Origin of the sequence: Vibrio hepatarius (genome assembly GCF_001274785.1) — a bacterium.
Classification (GTDB): Bacteria; Pseudomonadota; Gammaproteobacteria; order Enterobacterales; family Vibrionaceae; genus Vibrio; species Vibrio hepatarius.
The window spans coordinates 14,456-40,205 of record NZ_LHPI01000018.1 but is presented as its reverse complement, the minus strand read 5'-3'; the positions used below and the strand labels follow the sequence as shown (position 1 = coordinate 40,205).

General features: G+C 47.8%; 23 protein-coding genes. 12 read left to right on the top strand and 11 right to left on the bottom strand.

The genetic code is table 11. The features are described 5' to 3' along the window. Window positions 1–23 precede the first annotated feature (23 nt). On the top strand, window positions 24–317 hold the full coding sequence (locus AKJ31_RS16715; protein ID WP_053410232.1) for an ArsR/SmtB family transcription factor: 294 nt from the start codon (window positions 24–26) through the stop codon (window positions 315–317). Window positions 318–420: 103 nt separating this feature from the next. Here the strand turns inward: AKJ31_RS16715 and rpsT are convergent, their stop codons facing one another. Beyond that, window positions 421–681, bottom strand: coding sequence for a 30S ribosomal protein S20 (gene rpsT, locus AKJ31_RS16710; RefSeq protein ID WP_021705632.1), 261 nt, complete (start codon window positions 679–681; stop codon window positions 421–423). A 260-nt stretch (window positions 682–941) separates the two neighbouring features. Between rpsT and murJ the strand changes: the two genes are divergently transcribed. From murJ to ispH, 6 genes are all read left to right on the top strand, one after another. Then, window positions 942–2,504 carry a murein biosynthesis integral membrane protein MurJ gene (gene murJ / locus AKJ31_RS16705; RefSeq protein ID WP_053410231.1) on the top strand — a complete coding sequence of 521 codons (1,563 nt, stop codon included), beginning with the start codon at window positions 942–944 and terminating at the stop codon, window positions 2,502–2,504. A 72-nt stretch (window positions 2,505–2,576) separates the two neighbouring features. Next, complete coding sequence (gene ribF / locus AKJ31_RS16700; protein WP_053410230.1) at window positions 2,577–3,512, top strand: bifunctional riboflavin kinase/FAD synthetase; 936 nt, start codon at window positions 2,577–2,579, stop codon at window positions 3,510–3,512. Window positions 3,513–3,577: 65 nt separating this feature from the next. Beyond that, window positions 3,578–6,409, top strand: a complete 2,832-nt coding sequence (gene ileS / locus AKJ31_RS16695; RefSeq protein ID WP_053410229.1) for an isoleucine--tRNA ligase — start codon at window positions 3,578–3,580, stop codon at window positions 6,407–6,409. A gap of 64 nt (window positions 6,410–6,473) precedes the next feature. Continuing rightward, entirely contained in the window at window positions 6,474–6,983 is a 510-nt protein-coding gene (gene lspA / locus AKJ31_RS16690; RefSeq protein ID WP_053410228.1) for a signal peptidase II, read from the top strand. Between the two features lie 122 nt (window positions 6,984–7,105). Beyond that, entirely contained in the window at window positions 7,106–7,537 is a 432-nt protein-coding gene (fkpB, locus tag AKJ31_RS16685; RefSeq protein ID WP_053410227.1) for an FKBP-type peptidyl-prolyl cis-trans isomerase, read from the top strand. 23 nt (window positions 7,538–7,560) lie between these two features. Beyond that, on the top strand, window positions 7,561–8,526 hold the full coding sequence (gene ispH / locus AKJ31_RS16680; protein WP_053410226.1) for a 4-hydroxy-3-methylbut-2-enyl diphosphate reductase: 966 nt from the start codon (window positions 7,561–7,563) through the stop codon (window positions 8,524–8,526). Between the two features lie 148 nt (window positions 8,527–8,674). On the opposite strand, the gene AKJ31_RS16675 is transcribed toward ispH, so the two are convergent. Beyond that, window positions 8,675–10,159, bottom strand: coding sequence for a carbon starvation CstA family protein (locus AKJ31_RS16675; RefSeq protein ID WP_053410225.1), 1,485 nt, complete (start codon window positions 10,157–10,159; stop codon window positions 8,675–8,677). Window positions 10,160–10,363: 204 nt separating this feature from the next. Here AKJ31_RS16675 and AKJ31_RS16670 point away from each other — a divergent pair, with 204 nt between their 5' ends. Beyond that, window positions 10,364–10,711: a DUF2799 domain-containing protein gene (locus tag AKJ31_RS16670; protein ID WP_053410224.1), complete on the top strand. Its 348-nt coding sequence runs from the start codon at window positions 10,364–10,366 to the stop codon at window positions 10,709–10,711. A 54-nt stretch (window positions 10,712–10,765) separates the two neighbouring features. Here AKJ31_RS16670 and murQ read toward each other — a convergent pair whose 3' ends face one another. From murQ to AKJ31_RS16650, 4 genes are read right to left on the bottom strand one after another with little or no spacing between them, the layout of a single operon-like run. Next, complete coding sequence (gene murQ / locus AKJ31_RS16665) at window positions 10,766–11,692, bottom strand: N-acetylmuramic acid 6-phosphate etherase (RefSeq protein ID WP_053410223.1); 927 nt, start codon at window positions 11,690–11,692, stop codon at window positions 10,766–10,768. 8 nt (window positions 11,693–11,700) lie between these two features. Further along, complete coding sequence (locus tag AKJ31_RS16660) at window positions 11,701–12,813, bottom strand: anhydro-N-acetylmuramic acid kinase (RefSeq protein ID WP_416340963.1); 1,113 nt, start codon at window positions 12,811–12,813, stop codon at window positions 11,701–11,703. Between the two features lie 2 nt (window positions 12,814–12,815). Then, the gene (locus tag AKJ31_RS16655; protein ID WP_053410221.1) at window positions 12,816–13,685 is read right to left on the bottom strand and encodes a glucosamine kinase nucleotide-binding domain-containing protein; all 870 of its coding nucleotides are present in this window, start codon (window positions 13,683–13,685) and stop codon (window positions 12,816–12,818) included. Then, the gene (locus tag AKJ31_RS16650) at window positions 13,682–15,280 is read right to left on the bottom strand and encodes a sodium:solute symporter (RefSeq protein ID WP_053410220.1); all 1,599 of its coding nucleotides are present in this window, start codon (window positions 15,278–15,280) and stop codon (window positions 13,682–13,684) included. Before AKJ31_RS16650 ends, AKJ31_RS16655 begins: the two co-directional genes overlap by 4 nt. A 247-nt stretch (window positions 15,281–15,527) precedes the next feature. Here AKJ31_RS16650 and AKJ31_RS16645 point away from each other — a divergent pair, with 247 nt between their 5' ends. Further along, a complete protein-coding gene (locus tag AKJ31_RS16645) occupies window positions 15,528–16,376 on the top strand; it encodes a MurR/RpiR family transcriptional regulator (RefSeq protein WP_053410219.1) in 849 nt (282 codons plus the stop codon). Between the two features lie 24 nt (window positions 16,377–16,400). Then, window positions 16,401–17,384: a beta-N-acetylhexosaminidase gene (nagZ, locus tag AKJ31_RS16640; RefSeq protein ID WP_053410218.1), complete on the top strand. Its 984-nt coding sequence runs from the start codon at window positions 16,401–16,403 to the stop codon at window positions 17,382–17,384. 69 nt (window positions 17,385–17,453) lie between these two features. Here the strand turns inward: nagZ and btsR are convergent, their stop codons facing one another. Beyond that, window positions 17,454–18,173: a two-component system response regulator BtsR gene (btsR, locus tag AKJ31_RS16635; protein WP_053410217.1), complete on the bottom strand. Its 720-nt coding sequence runs from the start codon at window positions 18,171–18,173 to the stop codon at window positions 17,454–17,456. A gap of 9 nt (window positions 18,174–18,182) precedes the next feature. Continuing rightward, window positions 18,183–19,859 carry a sensor histidine kinase gene (locus tag AKJ31_RS16630; RefSeq protein WP_053410216.1) on the bottom strand — a complete coding sequence of 559 codons (1,677 nt, stop codon included), beginning with the start codon at window positions 19,857–19,859 and terminating at the stop codon, window positions 18,183–18,185. A gap of 237 nt (window positions 19,860–20,096) precedes the next feature. Between AKJ31_RS16630 and AKJ31_RS16625 the strand changes: the two genes are divergently transcribed. Beyond that, on the top strand, window positions 20,097–21,170 hold the full coding sequence (locus AKJ31_RS16625; RefSeq protein WP_053410215.1) for a 3-deoxy-7-phosphoheptulonate synthase: 1,074 nt from the start codon (window positions 20,097–20,099) through the stop codon (window positions 21,168–21,170). 26 nt (window positions 21,171–21,196) lie between these two features. After that, window positions 21,197–22,324, top strand: a complete 1,128-nt coding sequence (gene tyrA, locus AKJ31_RS16620; protein ID WP_053410214.1) for a bifunctional chorismate mutase/prephenate dehydrogenase — start codon at window positions 21,197–21,199, stop codon at window positions 22,322–22,324. Window positions 22,325–22,377: 53 nt separating this feature from the next. Here the strand turns inward: tyrA and AKJ31_RS16615 are convergent, their stop codons facing one another. From AKJ31_RS16615 to ettA, 3 genes are all read right to left on the bottom strand, one after another. Beyond that, entirely contained in the window at window positions 22,378–23,394 is a 1,017-nt protein-coding gene (locus tag AKJ31_RS16615) for a M23 family metallopeptidase (protein WP_053410213.1), read from the bottom strand. A gap of 10 nt (window positions 23,395–23,404) precedes the next feature. Continuing rightward, window positions 23,405–23,776 (bottom strand): PilZ domain-containing protein, encoded by a 372-nt coding sequence (locus tag AKJ31_RS16610; protein WP_053410212.1) that lies wholly within the window; start codon window positions 23,774–23,776, stop codon window positions 23,405–23,407. Between the two features lie 165 nt (window positions 23,777–23,941). Further along, entirely contained in the window at window positions 23,942–25,609 is a 1,668-nt protein-coding gene (gene ettA / locus AKJ31_RS16605; RefSeq protein ID WP_053410211.1) for an energy-dependent translational throttle protein EttA, read from the bottom strand. Between the last annotated feature and the right edge of the window lie 141 nt (window positions 25,610–25,750).

Here is a 25,750-nt window from a genome sequence, read left to right as displayed (position 1 = left end):
GTGGTTTCAAAGGGTACTGACCGATGAATTTACAAGCGATGGAACAAAACTCTGCAAAAGCGGTAGTACTACTGAAAGCAATGGCCAACGAGAGACGGTTGCAGATACTGTGTTTGCTACACAATAACGAACTGTCGGTCGGCGAATTGTGTAATAAGCTCGAACTCAGCCAGTCGGCATTGTCTCAGCACCTTGCTTGGTTGCGACGCGATGGTTTGGTTGAAACGCGTAAAGAAGCACAAACCGTTTACTACACACTCAGCAGTGAAGAAGTAAAAGCGATGATCCAATTACTTCATGGTATGTACTGCAGCTAATCGAACAAACAAAAAAGAGGCCTTGAGCCTCTTTTTTATTTTTAGCAGGTATAAAAAAACCGGCAGAGCCGGTTTTTTCTTTCACTGAGTAATCAGAGTTCTATTAAAGAGCTTTGATTGCAGCAGAGAAACGAGACTTATGACGTGCAGCTTTATTCTTGTGAATAAGGCCTTTAGTCGCCATGCGGTCTAGGATTGGTGTAACTGCAGCAAATGCTTCAGTTGCAGCAGCTTTGTCGCCTGCTTCGATAGCAGCAACAGTTTTCTTCATGTAAGTGCGCATCATAGAACGACGGCTAGCGTTGTGCTGACGACGTTTCTCAGCTTGGATAGCGCGCTTCTTAGCAGATTTACTATTTGCCAAGGGTCTAACTCCCAAAAACTTTAGTTCGGTGACAATTTAAGGGCGAGGACTATCCCCTATTTGCGCTTAAATGTCAAATGATTTGTGCAAAAACCAATCGAAACCAAACAAATTTTGGATTAGAAAGGTCTTCACGGTTAAGATGGCGGGGATTCTAACAGTATTTTTTTTTCAATGCTAATACTAATCTGCTCTCAGGCATTTATTCATGCTAAAGAGAAGCGCTTTGCATTTAGTATTAGAGGACTCCCGAGGTAACTGTGAGTAAACGTCTCCTCAAGTCAGGCATGATTGTGAGTGCTATGACTTTGATTTCGCGCGTCTTAGGATTGGTGCGTGATGTCGTAGTAGCAAATTTAATGGGTGCAGGGGCAAGTGCCGATGTATTCTTTTTTGCCAATAAAATTCCCAACTTTTTACGCCGACTATTTGCCGAAGGGGCGTTCTCGCAAGCCTTTGTGCCGGTACTTACTGAATATCACGCCAGCGGTGATATGGACAAAACGCGCCAGTTGATTGCGAGAGCCGCGGGTACGCTCGGTGTGATTGTTTCGGTTGTGACAATACTCGGGGTACTTGGCTCCGGCGTCGTGACGGCAATGTTTGGTTTTGGTTGGTTCTTAGATTGGCTTAACGGTGGTCCATCGGCTGAAAAGTTTGAGCTCGCGAGCTTGATGCTCAAAATCACCTTTCCTTATCTTTGGTTTATTACCTTTGTCGCGCTTTCTGGGGCGATACTCAATACCTTGGGCAAGTTTGCCGTCTCTTCTTTTACTCCGGTGTTTCTCAATGTGATGATCATTCTGTCGGCGTGGTTTATCGCGCCGCAGTTAGCACAACCTGAAATAGGTTTAGCGATCGGGGTCTTTTTAGGTGGATTAGTTCAGTTCTTTTTCCAACTTCCTTTCCTTATTAAAGCAGGCGTGATGGTGCGCCCTAAATGGGGATGGCGTGACCCTGGGGTTGTGAAAATCAGAACCCTGATGATTCCTGCACTGTTTGGTGTTTCGGTCAGCCAGATTAACTTACTGTTTGATACCTTTATCGCCAGCTTTCTTCAGACCGGCTCAATCAGTTGGCTTTATTACTCGGACCGCTTATTGGAGTTCCCACTCGGTCTGTTTGGTATTGCAATCGCAACGGTGATTCTGCCTGCGTTATCGCGTAAACACGTTGACGCTCAAGGGGAAGGCTTTGCGCATACCATGGATTGGGGTGTGCGTATGGTCAGCTTGCTTGGTGTGCCGGCGATGTTAGGTTTGATCGTACTCGCTAAACCGATGCTGATGGTGCTATTTATGCGCGGTGAGTTTTCGCCACAAGACGTTGAGTTTGCCTCTATGTCGTTGATGGCTTACGCTGCTGGCTTGTTGAATTTCATGTTGATTAAAGTGCTTGCGCCAGGTTACTACTCGCGCCAAGACACCAAAACACCAGTCAAATACGGCATCATTGCTATGGTGTCGAATATGGTCTTCAATGCGATCTTCGCTTGGTTCTACGGCTACGTTGGCCTCGCAATGGCGACGGCGTTGTCGGCGCTGGTCAACATGTCTCTACTATATAGAGGCTTACACATCGCTGGTGTTTATCGGCTGACACGTCAAACCATCGTATTCGCGATCAAACTCGCGATTGCTGGTGGTTTCATGGTTGCGGCTATCTTATGGCAACTGGAAGAGATGCCAGTGTGGTTGCAGTGGAGCTTACTGGAGCGCTCAACCAGCCTAGCGATTTTAATCGCGCTTGGTGCAGCGGTTTATTTGCTGTCGCTTGTCATAATGGGCGTGCGTTTAAAAGATCTAAAAGCAGCGACAGACTGATGGCGATTAGTATATAATCCGTCAGTTTCACGCAGCGTAAATAATAAAAAACACAGGTTTTAGTAACTTCCAATGGAATTAATCCGAGGTATTCACAATATCAAACCACACCATTACGGGTGTGTATTGACGATCGGAAACTTCGACGGAGTGCATCTAGGTCATCAAGCAGTATTGCGTCAAGTGTCTGAGCAAGCAGAGAAATTAGGCTTGCCTTCCACGATTATGACCTTTGACCCACAGCCATTGGAGTTATTCGCTAAAGAGAAAGCTCCCGCTCGGTTAACCCGACTAAGAGATAAGTTTGTTCAGCTTAGTAAACTCAAGCTTGAGCGACTGCTTTGTGTCAATTTTAACGAGCAATTTGCCAATCTCACGGCGGATGAGTTTATTAGTGACTTGTTGGTGAAGCGTTTGGGTGTTAAGTTTCTGGTCGTAGGCGATGATTTCTGTTTTGGTCGCGGCCGGAAGGGCAACTTTGACATGCTAAAACAAGCCGGCGAAAAATACGGTTTTGAAGTGGTCAGTACCCAAAGTTTCTGTATGCAGAAACTGCGTGTGAGTAGCACGGCGATTCGTGATGCGTTAGCGCAAGATAAACTGGATGTCGCAGCAGAAATGCTTGGGCGAGATTACAGTATCAGTGGGCGTGTTTCTCATGGGCGTAAGCTTGGTAGAACGATCGGTTTCCCAACCGCCAATATTCCACTGAAACGCCGTGTTTCACCAGTATCTGGCGTATACGTTGTCAAAGCTTTGGGCTTAGGCGAGCAGCCAATTGGTGGCGTGGCAAACATTGGCAACAGACCAACAGTAAATGGTGTTCGCCAACAATTAGAAGTGCATTTATTCGACTTTCATGCCGACTTATACGGCAAACAGCTAGAAATTGTACTTTTACATAAGCTTCGAGACGAACAAAAGTTCGAGTCTTTTGAAGCATTGAAACAACAAATTGAATTGGATGCTGAGGCAGCAAGGGTGTGGTTGCGTCAGCTTAATCGCTAAGTGGTTTAGTCCACCGACTTAGCATAATGTCTAACATTCGCCCAACACAACGGAATTAAGAATCGATGAGTGAGTATAAAGATACCCTGAACCTTCCTGAAACAGGGTTTCCGATGCGCGGCAATCTGGCGAACCGCGAGCCAGAAATGCTTGAGCGTTGGTACAAAGAAGACCTTTACGGTGAAATCCGTAAAGCGAAGAAAGGCAAAAAATCTTTCGTTCTACACGATGGCCCTCCATACGCCAACGGTGACATTCATATTGGTCACGCACTAAACAAGATTCTTAAAGACATTATTATTAAATCCAAAACACTTTCAGGTTTTGACGCTCCTTACATTCCTGGCTGGGACTGCCACGGTCTACCAATTGAACTAATGGTAGAGAAAAAGGTTGGTAAGCCAGGTCAAAAAGTTACTGCTGCTGAGTTCCGCGCAAAATGTCGCGACTACGCTGCAGGTCAGGTTGAAGGCCAAAAAGAGAGCTTTAAGCGTCTTGGCATCATGGGCGAGTGGGACAAACCTTACCGCACTATGGACTTCGACACGGAAGCGAACATCATCCGTGCTTTGGGTAAAATCGCTGACCAAGGTCACCTGTTGAAAGGTTTTAAACCGGTTCACTGGTGTACAGACTGTGGCTCTGCATTGGCAGAAGCAGAAGTAGAATACAAAGACAAAGTGTCACCTTCGATTGATGTGCGCTTCAAAGCGGCAGACGAAGCTGCGCTATTGTCTAAATTTGCATTAAGCGAAGGCCATGAAGGTCACGGCGATATTTCTATCGTTATTTGGACTACAACGCCTTGGACACTGCCTGCAAACCGTGCTGTGTGTCTGCGTGATGATCTAGAGTACGTATTAATCCAAGTTGAGGGTGACAACCCAGAGCGTATTATCGTTGCTTCAGAGCTAGCGAAAGACGTCATGGACCGTGCAGGTATCGAGCACTTCCATAACCTTGGCTTCGCAAAAGGCGCGGACTTAGAGCTTGCTCAGTTCAACCATCCATTCTACGACTTTACTGTTCCTGCGATCCTTGGCGATCACGTGACAACAGATTCAGGTACTGGTGTGGTTCACACAGCACCTGGCCACGGTCAAGAAGACTTTGCAGTTGGTCAAAAATACGGTCTAGAAGTTGCGAACCCAGTAGGTTCAAACGGTGTTTACTTACCAGACACTGAGCTATTTGCTGGCCAACACGTATTTAAAGCGAACGCTGCAGTTGTGGAAACGCTACAAGAGAAAGGTGCTCTGCTACATCACCACGCTTACGAGCACAGCTACCCACACTGCTGGCGTCATAAGACTCCAATCATCTTCCGTGCAACACCACAATGGTTCGTCTCTATGGACCAAGCTGGCTTACGTGCAAAAGCACTAGAGTCAATCAAAGGTGTTCAGTGGATGCCTGAATGGGGCCAAAGCCGTATTGAAGGCATGATCGAAGGTCGTCCTGAGTGGTGTATCTCTCGTCAGCGTACTTGGGGTGTGCCAATTGCTCTGTTCGTTCATAAAGAAACAGCAGAACTTCATCCGAACTCGTCTGAGCTGATTGAAAAAGTGGCTCAACTGGTTGAACAAAAAGGTATTCAAGCTTGGTGGGATGTCGATGCGGCAGAACTACTGGGCGAAGAAGACGCAGCAAACTACGAAAAAGTACTGGATACACTCGACGTATGGTTTGACTCGGGTGTGACTCACTTCTCAGTGGTTGATGCTCGTGAAGAATACAACGGCCACAGTGCAGACCTTTACTTAGAAGGTTCTGACCAACACCGCGGTTGGTTCCAGTCTTCACTGATTTCATCGATCGCGATGAAAGGCGAAGCGCCATACAAGCAAGTACTGACACACGGTTTCGTGGTTGACGGTCAAGGCCGTAAGATGTCGAAATCTATCGGTAACGTTGTGGCACCTAAAGATGTGACCAACAAGCTGGGGGCAGACATCCTGCGTCTTTGGGTTGCGTCAACAGACTACACTGGCGAAGTGGCAGTATCGGATGAAATCCTTAAACGCAGCGCGGACGCATACCGTCGTATTCGTAACACGGCTCGTTTCTTCCTTGCAAACCTCAACGGTTTCAACCCAGAAACAGACCTTGTTCCAGCTGACGAAATGGTAGCGTTGGATCGTTGGGCTGTAGGTCGCGCACTAGCAGCACAAGAAGAGATTGTGAAAGCGTACGGCGAATACAACACTCACGCAGTCACGCAGCGTTTGATGCAGTTCTGTTCGATCGAAATGGGTTCTTTCTACCTAGACGTGATCAAAGACCGTCAGTACACAGCGAAACGTGGTGGTCATGCGCAACGTAGCTGTCAGACAGCGCTTTACTACATCGTTGAAGCTTTGGTTCGTTGGATGGCACCAATCATGTCATTCACAGCGGACGAAATCTGGAACGAAATGCCGGGTCAACGTGACAAGTTTGTCTTCACTGGCGAATGGTTCGATGGTCTATTTGGTCTGGCTGAAGGCGAAGAGCTAAACAACGACTTCTGGACTGAAATCCAATCGGTTCGTAGCGGTGTAAACAAACTTCTTGAAGCAGCTCGTAGTGAAAAGACTATTGGTGGCGCACTGCAAGCAGAAGTCACTCTGTTTGCTGAAGACGCTCTGGCAGCGAAGATCAACAAGCTGGAAGACGAGCTACGCTTTGTGCTATTGACATCTGCTGCTGTGGTTAAGCCACTGAGCGAGAAGACAGAGCAAGCGCAAGCGACTGACGTTGACGGTTTGTTTGTTGAAGTGAAAGCGACGGAATCAGAGAAGTGTGACCGTTGTTGGCACCACACGCCAGACGTTGGCACTATCGCGGGTCACGAGAAGATCTGTGGTCGTTGTGTATCGAACGTTGACGGTGAAGGTGAAGAGCGTAAGTACGCTTAATTCATTGAACTTTCATTAGTTTTAACAGCCCCAGTATTTACTGGGGCTGTTTTTAGGTAAAGTAATGAGTGAAAAAGCACTAACATTGAAACAATCAGGCGTACGTTGGCTATGGCTGGCGGCTGTGATTTTTATTGCTGATATCGGCATCAAACTGGTTGTGATTGACAACATGGGTTACGGATGGGCGAACCGCATCGAGGTTCTGCCGTTCTTTAACCTGCTTTACGTACACAACTACGGTGCGGCGTTTAGTTTTCTAAGTGACCAAGCGGGCTGGCAACGTTGGCTGTTCACCGGAATCGCATTTTTTGTGACGGGTTTGCTGACGTACTGGATGAGTAAACTGCCAGCGAAAGAAAAGTGGAACAACAGCGCTTATGCGATGATCATCGGCGGCGCAGTCGGTAACGTATTTGACCGAGTGGTACATGGCTTTGTTGTCGACTACTTAGACTTCTACTGGGGCAACTACCATTGGCCCGCTTTCAACCTTGCAGATACCGCTATCTGTATTGGTGCAGCGATGATCATCTTGGATGGCTTTCGCAAAAAAGAAAACTCAGCCGCATAAGCTTTGTTTTAGCGAATAACCCTAAGCGCTGTCCGTTGATCCGGAGAGCGCTTTTTAATATAAGAACAACTGAAAGTTCGATTACGCTTTAGTATCGACAATAACTTCAAGGAAGCAGTAACGTGACTACAATTGCCCAAGATTCAGCAGTAACCTTGCACTTTACAATAAAAATGAAAGATGGCTCCGTGGCGGACAGTACCCATAACATGGGGAAACCAGCGAAGTTAGTCATTGGTGACGGCAGCTTGAGTGAAAATTTCGAGCAATGCCTGTTGGGTTTAAGCACTGGCGACAGCAAAGCGATTGAGCTAAAAGCGCAAGACGCATTTGGTATGCCAAACCCAGATAATATCCATCACATGGACCGAACGAAATTTGTCGGTGATGCAGAAGTAGAAGTCGGCACCATCATGGCATTTTCTGGCCCAGACGGTATGGAAATTCCAGGTATCATTACGGAAATCTTAGGTGACTCTGTGACTGTAGATTTCAACCATCCTCTGGCAGGGCAAGACGTGACTTTCGAAGTCGAGATTTTGTCAGTAGAATAGCCCACCGAATAGAACATAGAACCATGAGCAATGAAATGAAAATTCTGTTAGCCAACCCTCGCGGTTTTTGCGCTGGTGTTGACCGTGCCATCAGTATTGTTGAGCGCGCACTAGAAATGTATCAACCGCCGATTTACGTTCGCCATGAAGTGGTACATAACCGCTTTGTTGTGGAAGGGCTAAAGCAGCGTGGCGCCATTTTCGTTGAAGAACTGAGTGAAGTGCCAGACGACAATATCGTTATCTTTTCTGCTCATGGTGTGTCGCAAGCGGTACGCAAAGAAGCCAAAGAGCGCGCGTTGACTGTGTTCGACGCTACGTGCCCGTTGGTGACCAAAGTGCATATGGAAGTAGCGCGCGCAAGCCGAAAGAACATGGAAGTGGTTCTGATTGGCCACGCTGGTCACCCAGAAGTGGAAGGCACCATGGGGCAGTACGCGAGCGACACTGGTGGTATGTATTTGGTTGAGAAGCCAGAAGATGTGCAAAAGCTGCGTGAAATGGTCAAAGACCCAAGCCACCTACATTACGTCAGTCAGACAACGCTGTCAGTGGATGAAACCGCTGATGTGATTGAAGAGCTGCGTCGTGTGTTCCCTGACATTCAAGGCCCACGCAAAGATGATATCTGTTACGCGACGCAAAACCGTCAGGACGCGGTGCGCGATATGGCGGAAGACGTGGATGTGGTTGTGGTGGTGGGTTCAAAGAACTCATCGAACTCAACCCGTCTGAAAGAGTTAGCAGAAAAGCTAGGCACACCGGGTTATTTAACCGACTGCCCTGAAGACATCCAGACCGAGTGGTTTGATGGCAAGAGCAAAGTAGGTGTGACTGCTGGTGCTTCTGCTCCTGAAGAGTTGGTTAACCAGATTCTGGAACGTATCAAAGAGATCGTTGGTACTAAGTCAGTGGAAGAAATCCAAGGCCGTGAAGAAAACATGTTCTTTGAAGTGCCAAAAGAGCTACAGATTAAACAGGTCGACTAATCCTACTCATTGCAGAGAGAACAAAGCCAGTGCGAATACACTGGCTTTTTTATTGCCTCAATCTAATGGCTTTAATCCACAAACAAAGCAGGCAAAACAAAGGGCTTCTGAAGAAGCCCTTATTGATTATCAAAGGTGATGTAAGAGGTTAGGCAGTTTCTGTCACTGCTTGTGGTTTTTCCTCATCTGCAAGGTCGATGTCACCTTTGCCTTTTGAGCTTTTAATTACGTATACCGTTGCTGCTAGCGTGAACAGGATACCTGCGATAGTCGACACTTGCATTGGTAGACCGAAACCTAGTGTGCTGTTGTTCAGAATGAAAGTTACACACACTGTAGTCATGAACATTGCAGGGATAGTCGTAATCCAGTGCAGCTTGTTGTGACGTAGTAGGTAAGCCGACGCAGTCCATAGCATCATTACCGCAGTTGTTTGGTTGGCGAAGCCGAAGTAACGCCAGATGATACCGAAGTCTACTTGAGTCAAGATGCCACCGATAACGAAAAGTGGAAGAGCCATCAGTAGGCGGTTACGTAGTGTTTTCTGTTCCATGTTGAAGTATTCAGCAAGGATCAGACGGCTTGAGCGGAACGCTGTGTCACCTGAAGTGATTGGTAGGATAACCACACCTAGGAACGCGATGATACCGCCGAATACACCTAGTAGGCCGAACGAAGAGCTGTAAACAACGTTACCTGGACCGCCGTTCTTCACTGCTTCAGATAGTGCATCTAGAGAGCCGAAGAAAGATAGCGCGATAGCACACCAAATTAATGCGATAACGCCTTCACCGATCATTGCACCGTAGAATACAAAGCGACCGTTCTTCTCGTTTTCCATACAACGCGCCATCAGAGGAGACTGAGTCGCGTGGAAACCAGAGATAGCACCACATGCGATAGTGATGAATAGCGCAGGCCATAATGGCATGTCATTCGGGTTTAGGTTAGTGAACATGTCTGACACTTGGAAGTCACCCATCACTGTGTGCTCGCTTGAGAAAGCAATCGCAGTCATTAGACCAACAGACATGAAGATGAGCAGCGCGCCAAACAGTGGGTAGAAGCGGCCGATGATCTTATCAACAGGAACAATAGTCGCAATGATGTAGTACGCGAAGATCGCGATAACCATTGTTGTCATGCTTACATTCAGGCTAGTTTGATCGTTGATTAGGTTAGTGATCATGCCAGCGGGTGCTGATACGAAAACCACACCAACAAGAAGCAGTAGGACAATGGCAAAAATGTTCATAAAGTGTTTTGCGCCATTACCTAGGTAGCGACCCGTAATCGTAGGTACCGAAGCACCACCGTTGCGAACAGACAGCATACCTGAGAAGTAGTCGTGAACTGCACCCGCGAAGATACAACCCATGACGATCCACAACATTGCCGCAGGACCGTAAAGTGCGCCCATGATAGGGCCAAAGATTGGACCAACACCCGCGATGTTAAGTAGCTGAACTAGATAAACCTTTTTGGTCGACATTGGTACGTAGTCAACACCGTCTTGCTTAGTGTGCGCCGGAGTTTGACGTTTTTCGTTGATGCCGAATACTTTCTCAACGAAAGCACCGTAGATAAAGTAACCGCCAATCAGTGCGGCAACACAGGTTAAAAACCACAACATAACACTTGTTCCTTGGTAAATTTTATAAGCTCAGGTTGGATATTACGCACCACGATGGCAATAAGCATTCGCTAATGTAGTGAGTGGTCGTATACGGTATTGAGTGGTTTTAAGTGAGGTTGAGTGGTTTTTGTCAACGGCGAGTGGCAATTAACAAGATTTAGTGGTTTAGTTAATCTAGTTTACAAAACGTGAAGTATAACAATGAAAAAACTAGTCGTATTAGCAGCGGTAGCGTCATTAGCAGGATGTGCAGTAAGCACAGAACAATTGGCTAAAGATGGAAACTGGTACCAAATTGGTTACCAAGATGGCGTCGCAGGGCATACCCAGCGTTCGTACAAAGAAATGTCAGCTCTTGGTGGCGTTAATCAAAGTGACTATGAACAAGGCTATTCAGAGGGCGTTGCCGAATACTGCAACGCAGACTTTGCATACCAAATGGGGTTATCTGGACAAAACTATGAAGGCGTCTGTGAGGGCACCGAACAAGCGCAGAAATTCCGTATGGAATGGCAACGAGGCTGGAGTGAATATAACCTGTCTCAGTAATTGATAAAAAATAAAACAGGGAGCAAAACGCTCCCTGTTTTCGTATTACTCAACTTAATCTTGGCTATGGATTTGTACCGCTTTACGTAAGAAACCATCTTGGCGATGAAGCTGTTCGCGCGCATGCTCGATATCCAATCCGGTTAAAATCATCAGAATCGATAATTTCACATCGTAGTCGGTTTGGCGTAATGCTTCTGTTGCTTCCGCTTTATCACAATCTGTCGCTTGCATCACAATGCGAGCTGCTCTCGCGACCAGCTTGGCGTTGGTTGCTTTTACGTCAACCATCAAGTTCTGGTAGCTTTTGCCTAAACGAATCATCGACGCGGTGGTGAGCATATTAAGCACCAACTTTTGCGCCGTGCCCGATTTCAAACGTGTTGAACCGGTCAACGCTTCTGGCCCCACCACCGGGCTGATGGCAATTTGCGCAGCTTCGGCAATAGCAGAATCTGGGTTGCAAGAGAGCGCTACTGTTGTTGCTCCAATCGCGTTAGCGTATTCCAAAGCACCAATGACGTAAGGCGTTCGGCCACTGGCTGCAATGCCAACCACCACATCTTTGGCGCTGAAATCGATATTTTTTAAATCCTCAACGCCAAGCTCTGGTGAGTCTTCCGCACCTTCTTTGGCTTTGAGAATCGCTTCTGGGCCGCCAGCAATTAAGCCAATCACCATTTGGTCTGAAACACCAAAGGTTGGTGGACATTCAGAGGCATCGAGTACCCCGAGTCGGCCACTGGTGCCAGCTCCCATGTAAATCAGACGACCACCTTGTTTAAATGCGGCGGTGATTTTATCGACGGCTTGCGCGACTTCCGGTAATACTTTTTCTACCGCCAACGGGACTTGTTTATCCTGTTGGTTAATACGTTTAACGATTTCGAGAGACGGCAGCAAGTCGATATCCATGGTGTCTGGGTTTCGTCCCTCAGACACTAAGTGAGATAGGGCTGCAATGAGCGCATCGTTAGTCATAATGGTCCTTATTTATCCGCAAAGTACATCACACCGAGCGAAGCTAGCTTACTGGCTCCGGTGACTTCGGGCAAATTGCTTGGCAAATTGTGAACACGGCGATAAGCAAGCCAAGCAAAAGCCATCGCTTCCATGTAGTCGTTGTCGACGCCTTTGTCGCTGGTTGGCGCCACGTTCCAGTTAGGTAACAAGGCTGTAAGCCTTTCCATAACGAGCGGGTTTCTTGCACCGCCTCCGCATACCAAAAGCTCAGGTTGAGGCCCAAACGCATAGCACTCGACTTCGTTGGCGATGGTTTGTGCGGTGTATTCGCACAGGGTACGCTGAACGTCTTCGGCTGCTAAATCGAACAGACTCAACTGCTTGTCTAACCAAGGTAAGTTGAACAGCTCTCGCCCGGTACTTTTCGGTGCAGGCTGAGCAAGGTAGCTTTCGTTCATCAACTGTTTTAACAGCTCAGCACTGACTTTGCCCGTTTTGGCAAATGCGGCATCTTTGTCGTACTTGTTACCCGTATGGCGTAAGCACCAACTGTCCATCAACATATTGCCCGGTCCAGTGTCGTAACCGAGCACCTTTTGCTGAGGTTGAATCACCGAGATATTGGCGATGCCGCCGATGTTCAACACCACAACACTTGAGTCTTGCGAATGGAAAATGGTTTGATGGAAAGCAGGGACTAACGGTGCGCCTTGGCCGCCCAATGCCATATCTTTTCGACGAAAGTCGGCAATGGTATCGATGCCGGTTTTAGCGGCGATGATGTTGGCATCACCAATCTGCATGGTAAACGGCACATCGCCTTGCGGCTGGTGGTAGACCGTTTGGCCGTGATTACCGATCGCACAAATTTGCTCAGCGTGGTAGCCGGATTTATCCAGCAGTTGATTGACCGCATCCGCAAATAAGTGGCCAAGGAGATGGTCCAACTCGCCAATTTCGATCAGATTTGTTTGCTGACCAATACACACGTCAAGCAGTCGCTGTTTTAATGACTCTGGCATCGGAAATTCATCATGTGCGAGTAACGACGGTTGGTTGCCGTCAAAAGCGACTAAGGCAGTGTCTACGCCGTCCATGCTGGTGCCGGACATCACACCGATATACAACTCTTGAGTCATGTTCATTCTCCTGATAACTGGCTCGCCAGCAGGGTCGCACCGTCTAGTGCATTTCCCTGTGGTGCAATACAGCGAGTCTGCCATTGGTTTGCAAGCTTTGGTTGATAGTATTGACCTAGACTACCAAGGAAAACGATATCTAAGTCATTATTTTGACAACAATCTTTTACTAGCGATTCGATATGTTCAACGCCCTGCTGGATGATGGCTTTAGCCACTCCACAACCCTGATTTGCGCTGTCGGTTACCGCAGGAGCAAGCTGCGCATAGCGCGTGGCATTGGCCGCTTTAACCCAGTTTAAAATCTCAGAACGTTGTGAGCCGATTGCCGAACGAATCACATTGGCCAACACGCTCGACTGGCCGGTATCTATTGAGCGAATTAACGCGCGAACCGCTTCAAAACCAAGCCAAGCGCCGCCACCCTGGTCGCCGATAGGAAAGCCCCAGCCGCCAATCAAAGAGACACTACTGTCGGGGTTTAAGCGAGTTGCAACGGTGCCAGTGCCAATCGCGATGCAGTTGACCGCATTGCCATTTCTAGCGCCCGCCAAGCTGATATGTGCATCCGTTGTGACCAAGCGATGTGGAAATGGCGCGAGCGCGTCATCAAGTAATTGCTTTAGCTCGCTATTGCTTGCGCCAGCCACACCTGCCACCAACATACATTGAGCTGGTGAAAGTTGGTGTTGTTGCAGTATCTCTCGTAATCCACCGACGATGGTTTGTATGCCTTGTTCGCCTTGTTGGGTCAACGAAGACGGGCCTGTCGTCAGAGTGATTGCGTGTTCGCCCCCGTTATGAATTGCGGGCGTTAATTGGATGGCGGTTTTGGTACCACCGCCATCCACGGCTAAGTAATGGGTGATCATCCTTTGGCAGCCTGTAGTTGATTCTGCTCTTGATTTTGCGCTTTACCCATCAAACACACAATGGTTGATACCGCAGTACCAATACATAGTTGGTAAGGGAACGCGAGTCTTACGCCGACCCAGTCAGGGTTGATGATGCTCATCACGCTGTCCCAGATGTATGCTTGCAGTAGTAAAGTGGTTAAGAAGCCTGATACAAGCGCCATGGCAACCGAAGACTCACTGCCGCGGTTGGTGAAGATGGCGGTAAAGTACACCCCCAGTAGCCCCGTGTAAGCAAACACCATTACACTTAATGCGAACGACAACAATGGCATATCTGTGTACTGCTGCCAGTAGTAACAAAGGATGGCCATGCTACCAAGCGCAATCGCTGCCGCCGCCATACCGAATCGACCCGCTGTTACATAGTGCAGCTCTGCTTGTTTGCCGCTACGCGCTTCTTTCCATGGACGGTAAATATCTTGAATTGCTACCGATGACATCGAGTTCAAGCCAGAGTTGAGGGTTGAAAGCGCTGCTGCGACGACGCCAACCGTTACGAGACCACGCAAGCCTGCAGGCATTTCGTTCAGCACGTAATACATAAAGATCGTCACGTTTTCACCGTTAAAACTCTGCACCACTTCTTTATCGCCGCCGCCCATTAGTTCTGGTCGTTGGTAAAAGATGTATAGCAACAGGCCAATAGTCATAAAGACCAGAACCACAGGGATAGAGTAGATGATTGAGTTGATCATCGCTCGCGAACCTTGTTTAGCGTCTTTACACGTCAGCACACGTTGAGTCATATCTTGGTCAAGGCCGAATGCACCAATGTTCAACAACACAAAACCAGTAATACATGCCCAGAAGCTGAACGTGCCCGCCGGACCAAAATCAAGACGGAAATCCAGTAAGGTCAGTTTTGATTGCTGATCACCGCCAGGGTTTTGCAGTGCATTAACGATTTGTCCCATATCCGCCGGGATTTGACCAAGCAGATAAATAATTACCGCAATCGCGGCGCCAACGTAGACAATCAACTGGATCAAGTCACTCCAAATTACCGAGCGAATGCCGCCCATATAGGTGTAAGCGAGACCGACCGCAACCAAGATAATGACTGACATGATCACGCTTTGTGGGTCGATGTTGGTGAACAAGATCATTGAAACCGCAATGGCCGCCATATACAGACGCGAACCTGAAGCAAAGACACGACCGACCAAATACATACTACCCGCGCGGCGTTTGGTTTTATCGCCGAAACGGACCTGCAGTAATTCATACACGGTTGAAACTTTGTTCTCGTAGAAGCGAGGAATCAGTACCCAAGCAACAAACAGCGCACCGATGATCCCACCGATATTCGTCGCGAGGTAAGTCAAGTTGCCACGGTAGCTTGATTCTGGCCCACCTAGAAAAGTTGCAGCAGATTGTGAGGTAGCCAAAACAGAAACCGCAACGACCCACATCGGCATACTATTCCCGCCTAAGAAGTAGTCCTTGGTCGTAGTGACTTTGGTCCGGCTGAAGTACCAGCCAGTGTAGATGATGACAGCGAAATAGACCGCAAACACTGCCCAATCAAGCGAGGTAAAGAGGGTATTCATAGCAACTCCTTAGCATGAATATATTATTGTCGTTTTGTATAGAGTGGCGGGATGAATAGCGGTTCGCAAAATCTATTCCCTGGTGGAATAATGACCAATTGAATTGTGTGAGCGGAGTATCAGAGTTCTGCCATTTTTATTCCAAATGGGATAGTGGGTAGGAATACCTATTCCAGTGTTGAAGTAAAATTCGCTACACTCAATCTATTCCTGTTTCAGGCTGAAAGCGACGCGAAGGAGACTGGCTATGAAAGGACTGGCAAAGGTGAAAGCGTTGTTGCCTAAGCTTTCACCCTCTGATGCAAAAATAGGCCAATATCTGCTGGACCACCCGCAGTTGGTTAAGAAGAGTTCGTCCCCCGAGTTGGCGAAAGCGATCGGTGTCAGCCAGTCGACGATTGTGAAGTTTAGCCAAAAACTGGGTTATCGCGGCTTTTCAGAAATGAAGCTCAAGCTGTATGAGAATGAGCTTGCCTATCAGCCTGTTTCGCGCAAAATGATCCATGGTTCCATTACCCGCAACGACCACCCTGATTTGGTGATGGAGAAACTGCTGGCCAGTAAACATCAGTCGCTAGAGCGAACCGTTATTCTCAACGATGGTGAGCAGGTGCAAAATGCCGCTCAGTTTTTGCATTTGGCAGAAAAAATTCAGGTTGCAGGTGTTGGAGCTTCTTCACTGGTGGCAAAAGACCTAGCGTTCAAATTGATGAAGATTGGGCATGCGGTGCACGCTGAGCACGATACCCATGTGCAGATTGCCAATGCTTCGGCGTTGAACGACAAAGATGTGCTGGTGGCCTTGTCTTATTCTGGGCGCAGCCAAGAGGTGATCAAGATCGCCCAATTGGCATGCAGTAAAGGGGCTAAGGTGATCACGGTCAGCCAGTTTGCGCCGACACCGCTCGACAAGTACGCGGATATTAAGTTGGTCAGCGCGGCTGATGAAGAACAGATCCGTAGCTCGTCCATTACCGCGCGAGACAGCCAATTAATGATTACCGACTTGCTCTTTATTGCCTTAACTCAATTGGAAGAGCAGGCCGACCAACTAATAGAACAAAGTAAGTCCGCGGTTGCGGCGCTAAAACAATAGCTTAGAAATAATAAAGGAAACCTTATGGGACCGTTGTGGCTAGACGTGGAAGGCTGTGAGCTGACCGCAGAAGATAAAGAAATTCTAGAGCATCCTACCGTTGGTGGGGTGATTCTGTTTGCAAGAAATTACCACGATAACAAGCAACTTATCGCGCTGAACAAGGCAATTCGCCAAGCTGCGAAACGTCCAATCTTGATTGGTGTGGATCAGGAAGGAGGGCGCGTGCAGCGTTTTCGTGAAGGTTTCTCACTTATTCCCGCCGCACAGGAATACGCCAAGCACAACAACGGCGAGCAACTGGCCGAGTTAGGCGGTTGGTTGATGGCGGCAGAACTGATCGCTCATGATATCGACCTGAGTTTTGCGCCAGTGCTGGATAAAGGACATGAGTGTAAAGCGATCGGCAATCGTGCTTTTGGCGAGGATGTCGATAGCATTATCCGCCACAGCACCGCGTATATGAACGGTATGAAAGCGGTGGGTATGGCAACCACAGGTAAGCACTTTCCTGGTCATGGCGGTGTGATTGCTGACTCTCACTTAGAAACGCCATTTGATCAGCGTGACGATATATTTGAGCTGGATATGCAGGTATTCAAAGCTCAGATCGATAGCGGGATTCTAGACGCGATGATGCCTGCTCATGTGGTGTATCCGCATTATGATGAGCAGCCAGCAAGTGGTTCAGAATATTGGCTCAAACAAGTGCTTCGCCAACAGCTTGGCTTTAAAGGCATTATCTTCTCTGATGACTTAACCATGGAAGGGGCAGCGATCATGGGCGGGCCAGCCGAGCGTGCTCACCAATCTTTGGTCGCGGGTTGTGACATGCTGTTGGTGTGCAATCAGCGAGATGCTCAGATTGAAGTACTCGATAACTTGCCAATCCTTGAGATGCCAGCGGCGCAAGGACTGCTTAAAAAGCAAAGCTTTAGTTTGTCTGAGCTCCAAAGCAGTGAAAAGTGGAAGCAAGCGTCAGAAGCGATGAAGCGCATGCTGGGCTAAGAGAGCCTAAATTGAACGAAAGAGCCACGATTGTGGCTCTTTTTTTATCGATTTGTATTGGCGACTCGCTTAGTGGAAACCTAGCAGCTCTTTGAGCGTTTTTAAGTAACGGCGACTGACTGGAATCGGGTGGTTGCTGACGGTAATGATTTCGGCCAGACCGTTTTCCAACAACTTGATCTCTTTGATCGCTTTGATATTGACCAGAAACTGGCGATGACAGCGAACCAGCGGGGTTTTTTCTTCCAACACTTTTAACGTCAGTTGAGAGGTCGCTTTCTGCTCACGCGTTTGAACATGCACGCCGCTGATATCGGTGTAAGCAAACTCAACGTCTTGGGTAGGGATGATCATAATTCGATTATGGCCAATGCACGGAACTTGGTCGAGAGTTTGCGGCGCGAGAACCGCAGGACTTGCCTGCTCCTGATACTCAGATTTCAGTAAGCGCTTGACGGTCTTCTCTAATCGACAGGTATCGACTGGCTTTAACAGGTAGTCAAACGCATTGTCTTCAAACGCCTGAATGGCAAACTCATCGTAAGCGGTCACAAATACCACTTTTGGCATGGTGTCAGGGTCTAACATGCCCAGCAGTTCAATACCGGTGATCTGCGGCATTTGAATATCGAGAAACACCACGTCAGGCTTGAGTTGGTTGATTTTTTTCAACCCCTCGATCGCGTTGCTGGCGTGACCAATGACTTCAATTTGTCCTGTTTCTTCTAGTAGTTCCGTTAGCTCTTCTCGGGCGAAAAGTTCGTCGTCTATGACTAAAGCAGAAAGCATGTAGATACCCTAATACGTGTTCTCATCCGGAATGAAGAAGCTCATTCGGGTGAATTTGTTTGGCTCGACGTCAATTTTAAGCGCCGAGAGTCGTCCGAATTTATTGGTGAGTCGCTTATCGACGATTTGCATGCCAAGTCCAGCATGGTCGTCCTGCGGTGCGACATAACTGCCTGCGTCATCTTCAACCACCAGCTGATAACCGCCGACCACATTCTGACTGTAGATGTGGACATGACCACCTTCCAGTAAGTTCGAGATTCCGTGCTTAATGGCGTTCTCGACCAAAGGCTGCAAGGTAAAGGTCGGCAGTTTGCGATTGAGTAAGGCGTCGTCGATATCGATATTGACCTCAAGTCTATCGGTAAAGCGCGCTTTCTCTATCGTCAAATACGCGTTTACATGCGCCAGCTCTTCTTTCAGTGTAACGGTGTCGATATCTTGTTTGAGGTTACTGCGGAAAAAGTGCGATAGATGTTGGATTAACTCACGCGCTTTGGCTGGGTCACGACGAATCACAGCACTGATGGTGTTTAACGCGTTGAACAGGAAGTGTGGGTTAACCTGCGCCTGCAGCAGCTTAATCTCGGCTTGAGAAAGCAGCGTACGCTTTTGTTGGTAATCGCCGAACAAGATTTGACTCGACAGCAATTGCGCGATCCCTTCGGCCATCGACATGTTGATCGTTGAGAACAGTTTGCGCTTTGGTTCGTAGAGTTTGATGGTACCGATCACCTTATCGCCGGCGCGCAAAGGAATGATCAGCGCGCTACCCAGTTTGCAGTCCGGAGAAATCGAGCATTGATACGCTTTCTCTTTGCCGTCGAGGTAAATGATGTCGTTTTGGCTGATCGCGTCTAACGTACTTTGTGAAGATATTGGGGTTTCAGGTCGGTGGTGGTCGTCGCCAATACCAACAAACGCGAGGATTTTTTCATCGTCAGTGATCGAAACCGCGCCAACGTTAGTTTCTTCGTAAACGATACGCGCAATCTTCTCGGCATTTTCGGTGTTAAACCCTGAGATCAGTATCCCCACAGAGCGCTCTGCGATATTGAGTGCTCGGCGTGAGAATGTCGCAGAGTATTCTTCAAAAATGGTTTTGCGGTCTTGCAGAATGCTCATAAACAGCGCAGCACCGACCGAGTTGGTGATGATCATTGGCGCTGAGATTGCCGACACTAGCGTGTAAGCTTGGTCGAACGGTTTAGCGACCACAAGGATGATCGCCATCTGAATCACTTCGGCAACCAAGGTGATACTGAATACTACGCTAGGATTAAACAGTTGCTCGCGTTTGCCTTTTCGCAGTAAGTAGCTGTGCAGTAAACCACCGATAAGGCCTTCTGCAGTGGTCGAGATCGCGCAAGCTAAGTCAGTAAAACCACCCAAGGTATATCTGTGTATCCCGCCAGTTAGGCCGACGAAGAATCCCACCACCGGTCCACCAAACAAGCCGCCCATGACCGCGCCCATTGCTCGAGTGTTGGCAATCGCGTCGTTAATCTGCAGACCAAAATAGGTCCCCATAATACAAAATAGAGAGAACAACACATAAACGCTGAGTTTATGGCTACGCCGATTGGAAATGTTCAGCAAAGGGAGAAAGATCGGCGTCTTGCTCAGCATATAGGCTAAGACAAGATAGACACACATCTGTTGTAGTAAGGAGAGGACGAGATCCATAACGATTTCAGTCAGTGGTTTTGGCTTATTTTAGATAACTTCGAGTAGAGAAAGTATGTTTATCTTACTATTTTCGGATAAAGCTGAGTTTATTTAGTGTTGTAAATTTAATTTTACACTAAGTGTTTTTTAAAGTTTACGGTTGAAATTTAAATTTAGGCTGTTAAGGTGTGGTTATTCACCGATAAAGATAGATGGGTTATCTAGGTGTAAAATAAAATATACAGGTTAAGAGTCATGCAAAGAAGTGAATTAAGCAATATCAATATCAGTGATGAACAGGTTTTAGTTACTCCCGATGAGCTAAAAGCCAAAATCCCGTTGAGTGACCAAGCGCGTCGTTTTATCCAAGAATCCCGACAGACGATCGCCAATATTATTCATAAGAAAGATCACCGCCTACTTGTGGTTTGTGGTCCATGTTCTATTCACGATGTGGACGCGGCGAAGGAATACGCGCGTCGCCTTAAAGAGCTGTCGGCTCAACTTAATGACCAACTGTATATTGTTATGCGTGTTTACTTTGAAAAGCCTCGAACTACCGTTGGCTGGAAAGGCCTGATTAACGATCCGCATCTAGATGGTACGTTTGATATCGAGCATGGCCTGCATGTTGGGCGTAAGCTGCTGGTTGAACTGGCAGAAATGGAAATCCCACTTGCGACAGAAGCGCTGGATCCGATCAGTCCGCAGTACTTGGCCGATACATTCAGTTGGGCAGCGATTGGCGCACGTACGACGGAATCTCAGACTCACCGTGAAATGGCGAGTGGTCTATCTATGCCTATCGGCTTCAAAAACGGCACCGATGGTAGCTTGGCTACGGCGATAAACGCGATGCAAGCGGCGTCATCTAGTCACCGTTTCATGGGTATCAACCGCGAAGGTCAGGTAGCGCTACTCACCACACAAGGTAACCCAAACGGTCACGTGATTCTGCGTGGTGGTAAACAGACAAACTACGATTCAGTTTCTGTTGCTGAGTGTGAAGAAGAAATGGCGAAAGCGGGCTTAGATGCATCGTTAATGGTTGACTGCAGCCACGCGAACTCGCGTAAAGATTACCGTCGTCAGCCGCTGGTGGCCGAAGATGTTATCCATCAAATTCGTGAAGGTAACAAGTCAGTGATTGGCCTGATGATTGAGAGCCACATCAATGAAGGCAATCAATCGTCTGATATTCCTTTAAAAGAAATGCAATATGGCGTATCTATCACCGATGCTTGTATTAATTGGGATACAACTGAGGCACTATTGCGTCATGCACACGAAGAGCTAGTGCCATTCTTGGAAGACCGCCTGAAAGGGTAAGAAGTAGAATTTAGCAGGGAATATCGATGGCTGTTGAACTGAACGAGCTGCGCGACCAAATAGACGCAGTAGATAAGCAGATCTTAGACCTACTGGCGCAGCGTTTAGCGCTTGTAGAGAAAGTGGGTGAGGTTAAAAGCGAGCATGGCTTGCCGATTTATGCCCCAGATAGAGAAGCAGCCATGTTGGCCTCTCGCCGAGAAGAAGCTGAGAAAAAGGGCGTTCCTCCGCAACTGATTGAAGACATTTTGCGTCGTACGATGCGTGAGTCTTACGCGAGTGAAAAAGACTCGGGCTTTAAGTGCCTTAACCCTGAACTTCGATCGGTGGTTATCGTCGGGGGTAACGGCCAACTGGGTGGATTGTTTGGCCGCATGTTTAAACTGTCTGGTTACCAAGTAAAAGTGTTGGGTAGCCAAGATTGGGACCATGCTGATGAGATCTTGGCGGATGCGGGATTAGTCGTCGTGACTGTGCCGATTCATCTCACTCAGGGTGTGATTGAAAAGCTCGCTAACTTGCCACAAGACTGCATTTTGTGTGATTTGACGTCGATTAAATCTAAGCCGCTACAAGCGATGATGGCGGTGCATCAAGGGCCAGTAGTGGGGTTACACCCGATGTTTGGTCCAGATGTACCAAGCTTAGCGAAACAGGTGATTGTTTACTGTGATGGTCGTGGTCAAGAGCAGTACGAATGGCTGCTCAAGCAGTTCTCGATCTGGGGAGCGAGCTTATGCCATATCGATGCGGCAGAGCACGACCATGGCATGACTTTGATTCAAGCCTTACGTCACTTTACCTCGTTTGCTTACGGTCTACATTTAAGCCGAGAAAACCCAAGTATCGATAAGTTGCTGCAGCTTAGCTCGCCAATTTATCGACTAGAGCTGGCGATGGTTGGACGTTTGTTTGGACAAGACCCGAACCTTTACGGTGACATTATTCTCTCTTCCGAAGAGAACATCGAGATGATCAAGCGTTTCCACCAATGCTTTGGTGAAGCGTTAACGATTCTGGATGGTAAAGATAAGCAGGCATTCGTTGAGAACTTCAACAAAGTGAGTGATTGGTTTGGTGATTACTCTCAGCAGTTTATGCATGAGAGCCAGAATTTGCTGAAGCAGGCCAACGATTCGATTCACCGAGCATAACCTATCGCTCATCGAAAAATAAAAAGAGCTGCCAATGGCAGCTCTTTTTTGGATTATTGCACGCTGGTAATTTCAGCTTTCGCGGGCGTTTCTTCGTTTTTAACCGTATTCACGTTGTTTTCAACGTATGGGTTATTGGTCAAGTTGATCTGTAGTCGCACTGTATTATCAATCAAGTCCACCAATGGTGCCCATTTCACCGTCTTCTCTTTTTCAAACAGATAGTTGAAGTTCTCTGGCGTCCACTCCATGGTGTAGCGCGGGTTCAACGGACGGCCTAAAAAGCGTACTTCGTAATGAAGGTGAGGGCCGGTAGAGTTACCTGAGTTGCCACAGGTCGCGATCAAATCCCCTTTACTGACAAATTGCCCGCTGCGTACCTTGAATTTGGACAGGTGCGCGTATGAGCTCATAAAGCCAAAAGAGTGTCTTAGCGTCAGGAAGTTACCGAAGCCTTTGGAGCTTGGGCGAACCGTCTCTACGACAGCGTCAGCCGGCGCGTAAATCGGGTCACCACGGTCACAAGTTAAATCGATACCGGTATGGGTATGACGTTTGCCAGTGATTGGGTTAGTGCGTCTGCCATAAGAGGATGAGATGCGCTGATAATCGATCGGCGTATCGTTAGGGATCATGCGAAATAGCGTTGCACGTACCGCAGAATCCACCGCGGCGGCATCGAGACGGTTTTCGAGACTGCTCTCTTCATTCGCGAATGGGTCAGCGAGGCCAAGCGCGGATTCAACGTCGTAAACTCGTCGGCCTAAGATGTTGATCATGTTGTTTTTATCTTCTAGCTCTTGCGAGAGTGAATGAGTTTCACCCACTTGCGCGGTATAGAGCTGTTCAAGATCGTCTTTCTCTTTTTCAACTTGGCTGAGTTTATCAATCAGCGCGTCGTATTTCGCTTGCGCGATTTGGTCTTTTTCAATATTGCCATGGACATAGACTGCCCCTGAAATAATTGACGCGAGTAAAGCGGTAAGAGAAACGGCGAAAACGGGGCGCGAAAGATAAAAGCGTGTTTCACCGTTGGAGCCGGGAATGGAGATAGTAATTTTTCTAGACATAAGTTGTTCGTTAAGTATGTTCACCCAGTTCGGATAAGTGCTCTATATCCCTGTAGAGCAACTCGTCGTCACCGACATTGAGTTCAACTAAACGCTTCAGGTATCCAATACTTTCAATATCAATATGATCAATGCTAAGACGAATCATATTATTATTAATTTCGACGATGTTGCCGGTAAGCTGGATAGTGATATCACTACCTAAAAGCGCAAATTCCACATCAATTTGCTTGTCGAGATTAAGCTCGCTGGCTTGATCGCTTTTGATAAGTAAACCGTGCAATGACAGATCTCTAATCGACGCATTGATCGTTTGCTCACCTTGTACAAGGATGGCAGGAGTGCGATAGACAATGCGCGAAAAATGGCGACGTTCTGGCATAGATATCTCTCTTATCTCGAAATTATTGGATTATCAAAATAAGGTTAGTCGCTATGCTGAGTGCTTCGCAATAATTATTTGTACTCGACAGCGAAATTCTCGGTTATGCGAGGCAAATAATAAAGGCCGCTAATTTAAGCGGCCTTTGCACATAATTCAAGCGTATTATTTTGCGATACGCTTGTATTTGATGCGGTGTGGCTCTGCTGCTTCTGGACCAAGGGTCTTCTTCAGCCATTCCATGTATTCCGTGTAGTTACCTTCGTAGAAGTTAACTTGGCCTTCATCGCGGTAGTCGATGATGTGCGTCGCAATACGGTCAAGGAACCAACGGTCGTGCGAGATAACCATGGCACAGCCTGGGAACTCAAGCAGTGCTTCCTCAAGCGCACGCAGTGTTTCTACGTCAAGGTCGTTGGTCGGTTCATCGAGTAGCAATACGTTACCGCCCGCTTTAAGCAGTTTTGCTAGGTGGACACGGTTACGCTCACCACCAGACAGTTCGCCGATGATCTTCTGTTGGTCAGAGCCTTTGAAGTTGAAACGTGAACAGTAAGCACGTGCTGGGATTTCGAAGTTGTTGATCTTAATGATATCAGCGCCTTCAGAGATCTCTTGGAACACGGTGTTCTTATCGTTCATCGAGTCACGGAACTGCTCAACAGACGCCAGTTTCACAGTATCACCCATCTCAATCGTACCTGAGTCTGGTTGTTCAGTGCCGCTAAGCATCTTAAACAGCGTCGATTTACCTGCACCGTTGGCACCGATGATACCGACGATCGCACCTTTAGGGATGCTGAATGATAGGTCATCAATCAGTACGCGACCGTCGAATGACTTGGTTAGGTTATTCACTTCGATAACCTTGTCACCCAAACGCTCACCTGGCGGGATAAACAGTTCGTTAGTTTCGTTACGTTTCTGGTGGTCAGTACTTTGCAGTTCTTCGAAGCGAGCCATACGCGCTTTAGATTTTGCCTGACGACCTTTAGGGTTCTTACGTACCCATTCAAGCTCTTTCTCGATGGTCTTTTGACGAGCGCTTTCTTGCGATGCTTCCTGTTGTAGACGCGCATCTTTCTGCTCTAGCCAAGAGGTGTAGTTGCCTTCCCATGGAATACCTTCACCACGGTCAAGCTCAAGAATCCAACCCGCTGCGTTATCTAGGAAGTAACGGTCGTGGGTGATCGCCACAACAGTACCTGAGTAATCGACTAGGAAACGCTCAAGCCATGCAACAGATTCTGCGTCCAAGTGGTTGGTTGGTTCGTCGAGCAGCAGCATGTCTGGCTTTTCGAGTAGCAGGCGACAAATGGCAACACGGCGGCGCTCACCACCTGATAGGTGTGCAATTCTTTGGTCCCACTCTGGAAGACGAAGAGCGTCAGCAGCGCGCTCTAACGCGTTATCAAGGTTGTGACCATCTTTCGCCTGAATCAGCGCTTCAAGCTCGCCTTGCTCTTTTGCCAGCGCATCGAAATCGGCATCTGGTTCTGCGTATGCAGCATATACCGCATCAAGGCGTTTAAGTGCACCAGCTACGTCAGAGACTGCTTCTTCAACGATTTCACGAACGGTCTTTGATTCATCCAGTACCGGCTCCTGTGGTAGGTAACCCACGTTCAATCCAGGTTGTGGACGTGCTTCACCATCGATGTCAGTATCGATACCCGCCATGATGCGTAGTAGCGTCGATTTACCTGCACCGTTTAGACCTAACACACCAATTTTTGCGCCAGGGAAGAAGCTCAGAGAGATGTCTTTAAGAATTTGTCGCTTTGGTGGCACAATTTTGCTCACGCGCGACATCGTATATACGTATTCAGCCATTGCCGATCGTTCCTAACATTTCAATTCACGGTAAACCGACATTTTATACCAAGATGATAGCGTTTGTTACCCTGAAAACGGTTACGACAAAAATCATTAATTTAGTTGATGATTCAGGCAGTAAATATTTAATGAGGCTCG

Bases quoted from the DNA above. Each gene is read 5' to 3' on its own strand.
- AKJ31_RS16715 (WP_053410232.1), top strand. From the start codon at position 24: ATGAATTTACAAGCGATGGAACAAAACTCTGCAAAAGCGGTAGTACTA.
- ribF (WP_053410230.1), top strand. From the start codon at position 2,577: ATGGAATTAATCCGAGGTATTCACAATATCAAACCACACCATTACGGG.
- ileS (WP_053410229.1), top strand. From the start codon at position 3,578: ATGAGTGAGTATAAAGATACCCTGAACCTTCCTGAAACAGGGTTTCCG.
- lspA (WP_053410228.1), top strand. From the start codon at position 6,474: ATGAGTGAAAAAGCACTAACATTGAAACAATCAGGCGTACGTTGGCTA.
- ispH (WP_053410226.1), top strand. From the start codon at position 7,561: ATGAGCAATGAAATGAAAATTCTGTTAGCCAACCCTCGCGGTTTTTGC.
- AKJ31_RS16675 (WP_053410225.1), bottom strand. From the start codon at position 10,159: ATGTTGTGGTTTTTAACCTGTGTTGCCGCACTGATTGGCGGTTACTTT.
- AKJ31_RS16670 (WP_053410224.1), top strand. From the start codon at position 10,364: ATGAAAAAACTAGTCGTATTAGCAGCGGTAGCGTCATTAGCAGGATGT.
- murQ (WP_053410223.1), bottom strand. From the start codon at position 11,692: ATGACTAACGATGCGCTCATTGCAGCCCTATCTCACTTAGTGTCTGAG.
- AKJ31_RS16660 (WP_416340963.1), bottom strand. From the start codon at position 12,813: ATGACTCAAGAGTTGTATATCGGTGTGATGTCCGGCACCAGCATGGAC.
- AKJ31_RS16655 (WP_053410221.1), bottom strand. From the start codon at position 13,685: ATGATCACCCATTACTTAGCCGTGGATGGCGGTGGTACCAAAACCGCC.
- AKJ31_RS16650 (WP_053410220.1), bottom strand. From the start codon at position 15,280: ATGAATACCCTCTTTACCTCGCTTGATTGGGCAGTGTTTGCGGTCTAT.
- AKJ31_RS16645 (WP_053410219.1), top strand. From the start codon at position 15,528: ATGAAAGGACTGGCAAAGGTGAAAGCGTTGTTGCCTAAGCTTTCACCC.
- nagZ (WP_053410218.1), top strand. From the start codon at position 16,401: ATGGGACCGTTGTGGCTAGACGTGGAAGGCTGTGAGCTGACCGCAGAA.
- btsR (WP_053410217.1), bottom strand. From the start codon at position 18,173: ATGCTTTCTGCTTTAGTCATAGACGACGAACTTTTCGCCCGAGAAGAG.
- AKJ31_RS16630 (WP_053410216.1), bottom strand. From the start codon at position 19,859: ATGGATCTCGTCCTCTCCTTACTACAACAGATGTGTGTCTATCTTGTC.
- AKJ31_RS16625 (WP_053410215.1), top strand. From the start codon at position 20,097: ATGCAAAGAAGTGAATTAAGCAATATCAATATCAGTGATGAACAGGTT.
- tyrA (WP_053410214.1), top strand. From the start codon at position 21,197: ATGGCTGTTGAACTGAACGAGCTGCGCGACCAAATAGACGCAGTAGAT.
- AKJ31_RS16615 (WP_053410213.1), bottom strand. From the start codon at position 23,394: ATGTCTAGAAAAATTACTATCTCCATTCCCGGCTCCAACGGTGAAACA.
- AKJ31_RS16610 (WP_053410212.1), bottom strand. From the start codon at position 23,776: ATGCCAGAACGTCGCCATTTTTCGCGCATTGTCTATCGCACTCCTGCC.
- ettA (WP_053410211.1), bottom strand. From the start codon at position 25,609: ATGGCTGAATACGTATATACGATGTCGCGCGTGAGCAAAATTGTGCCA.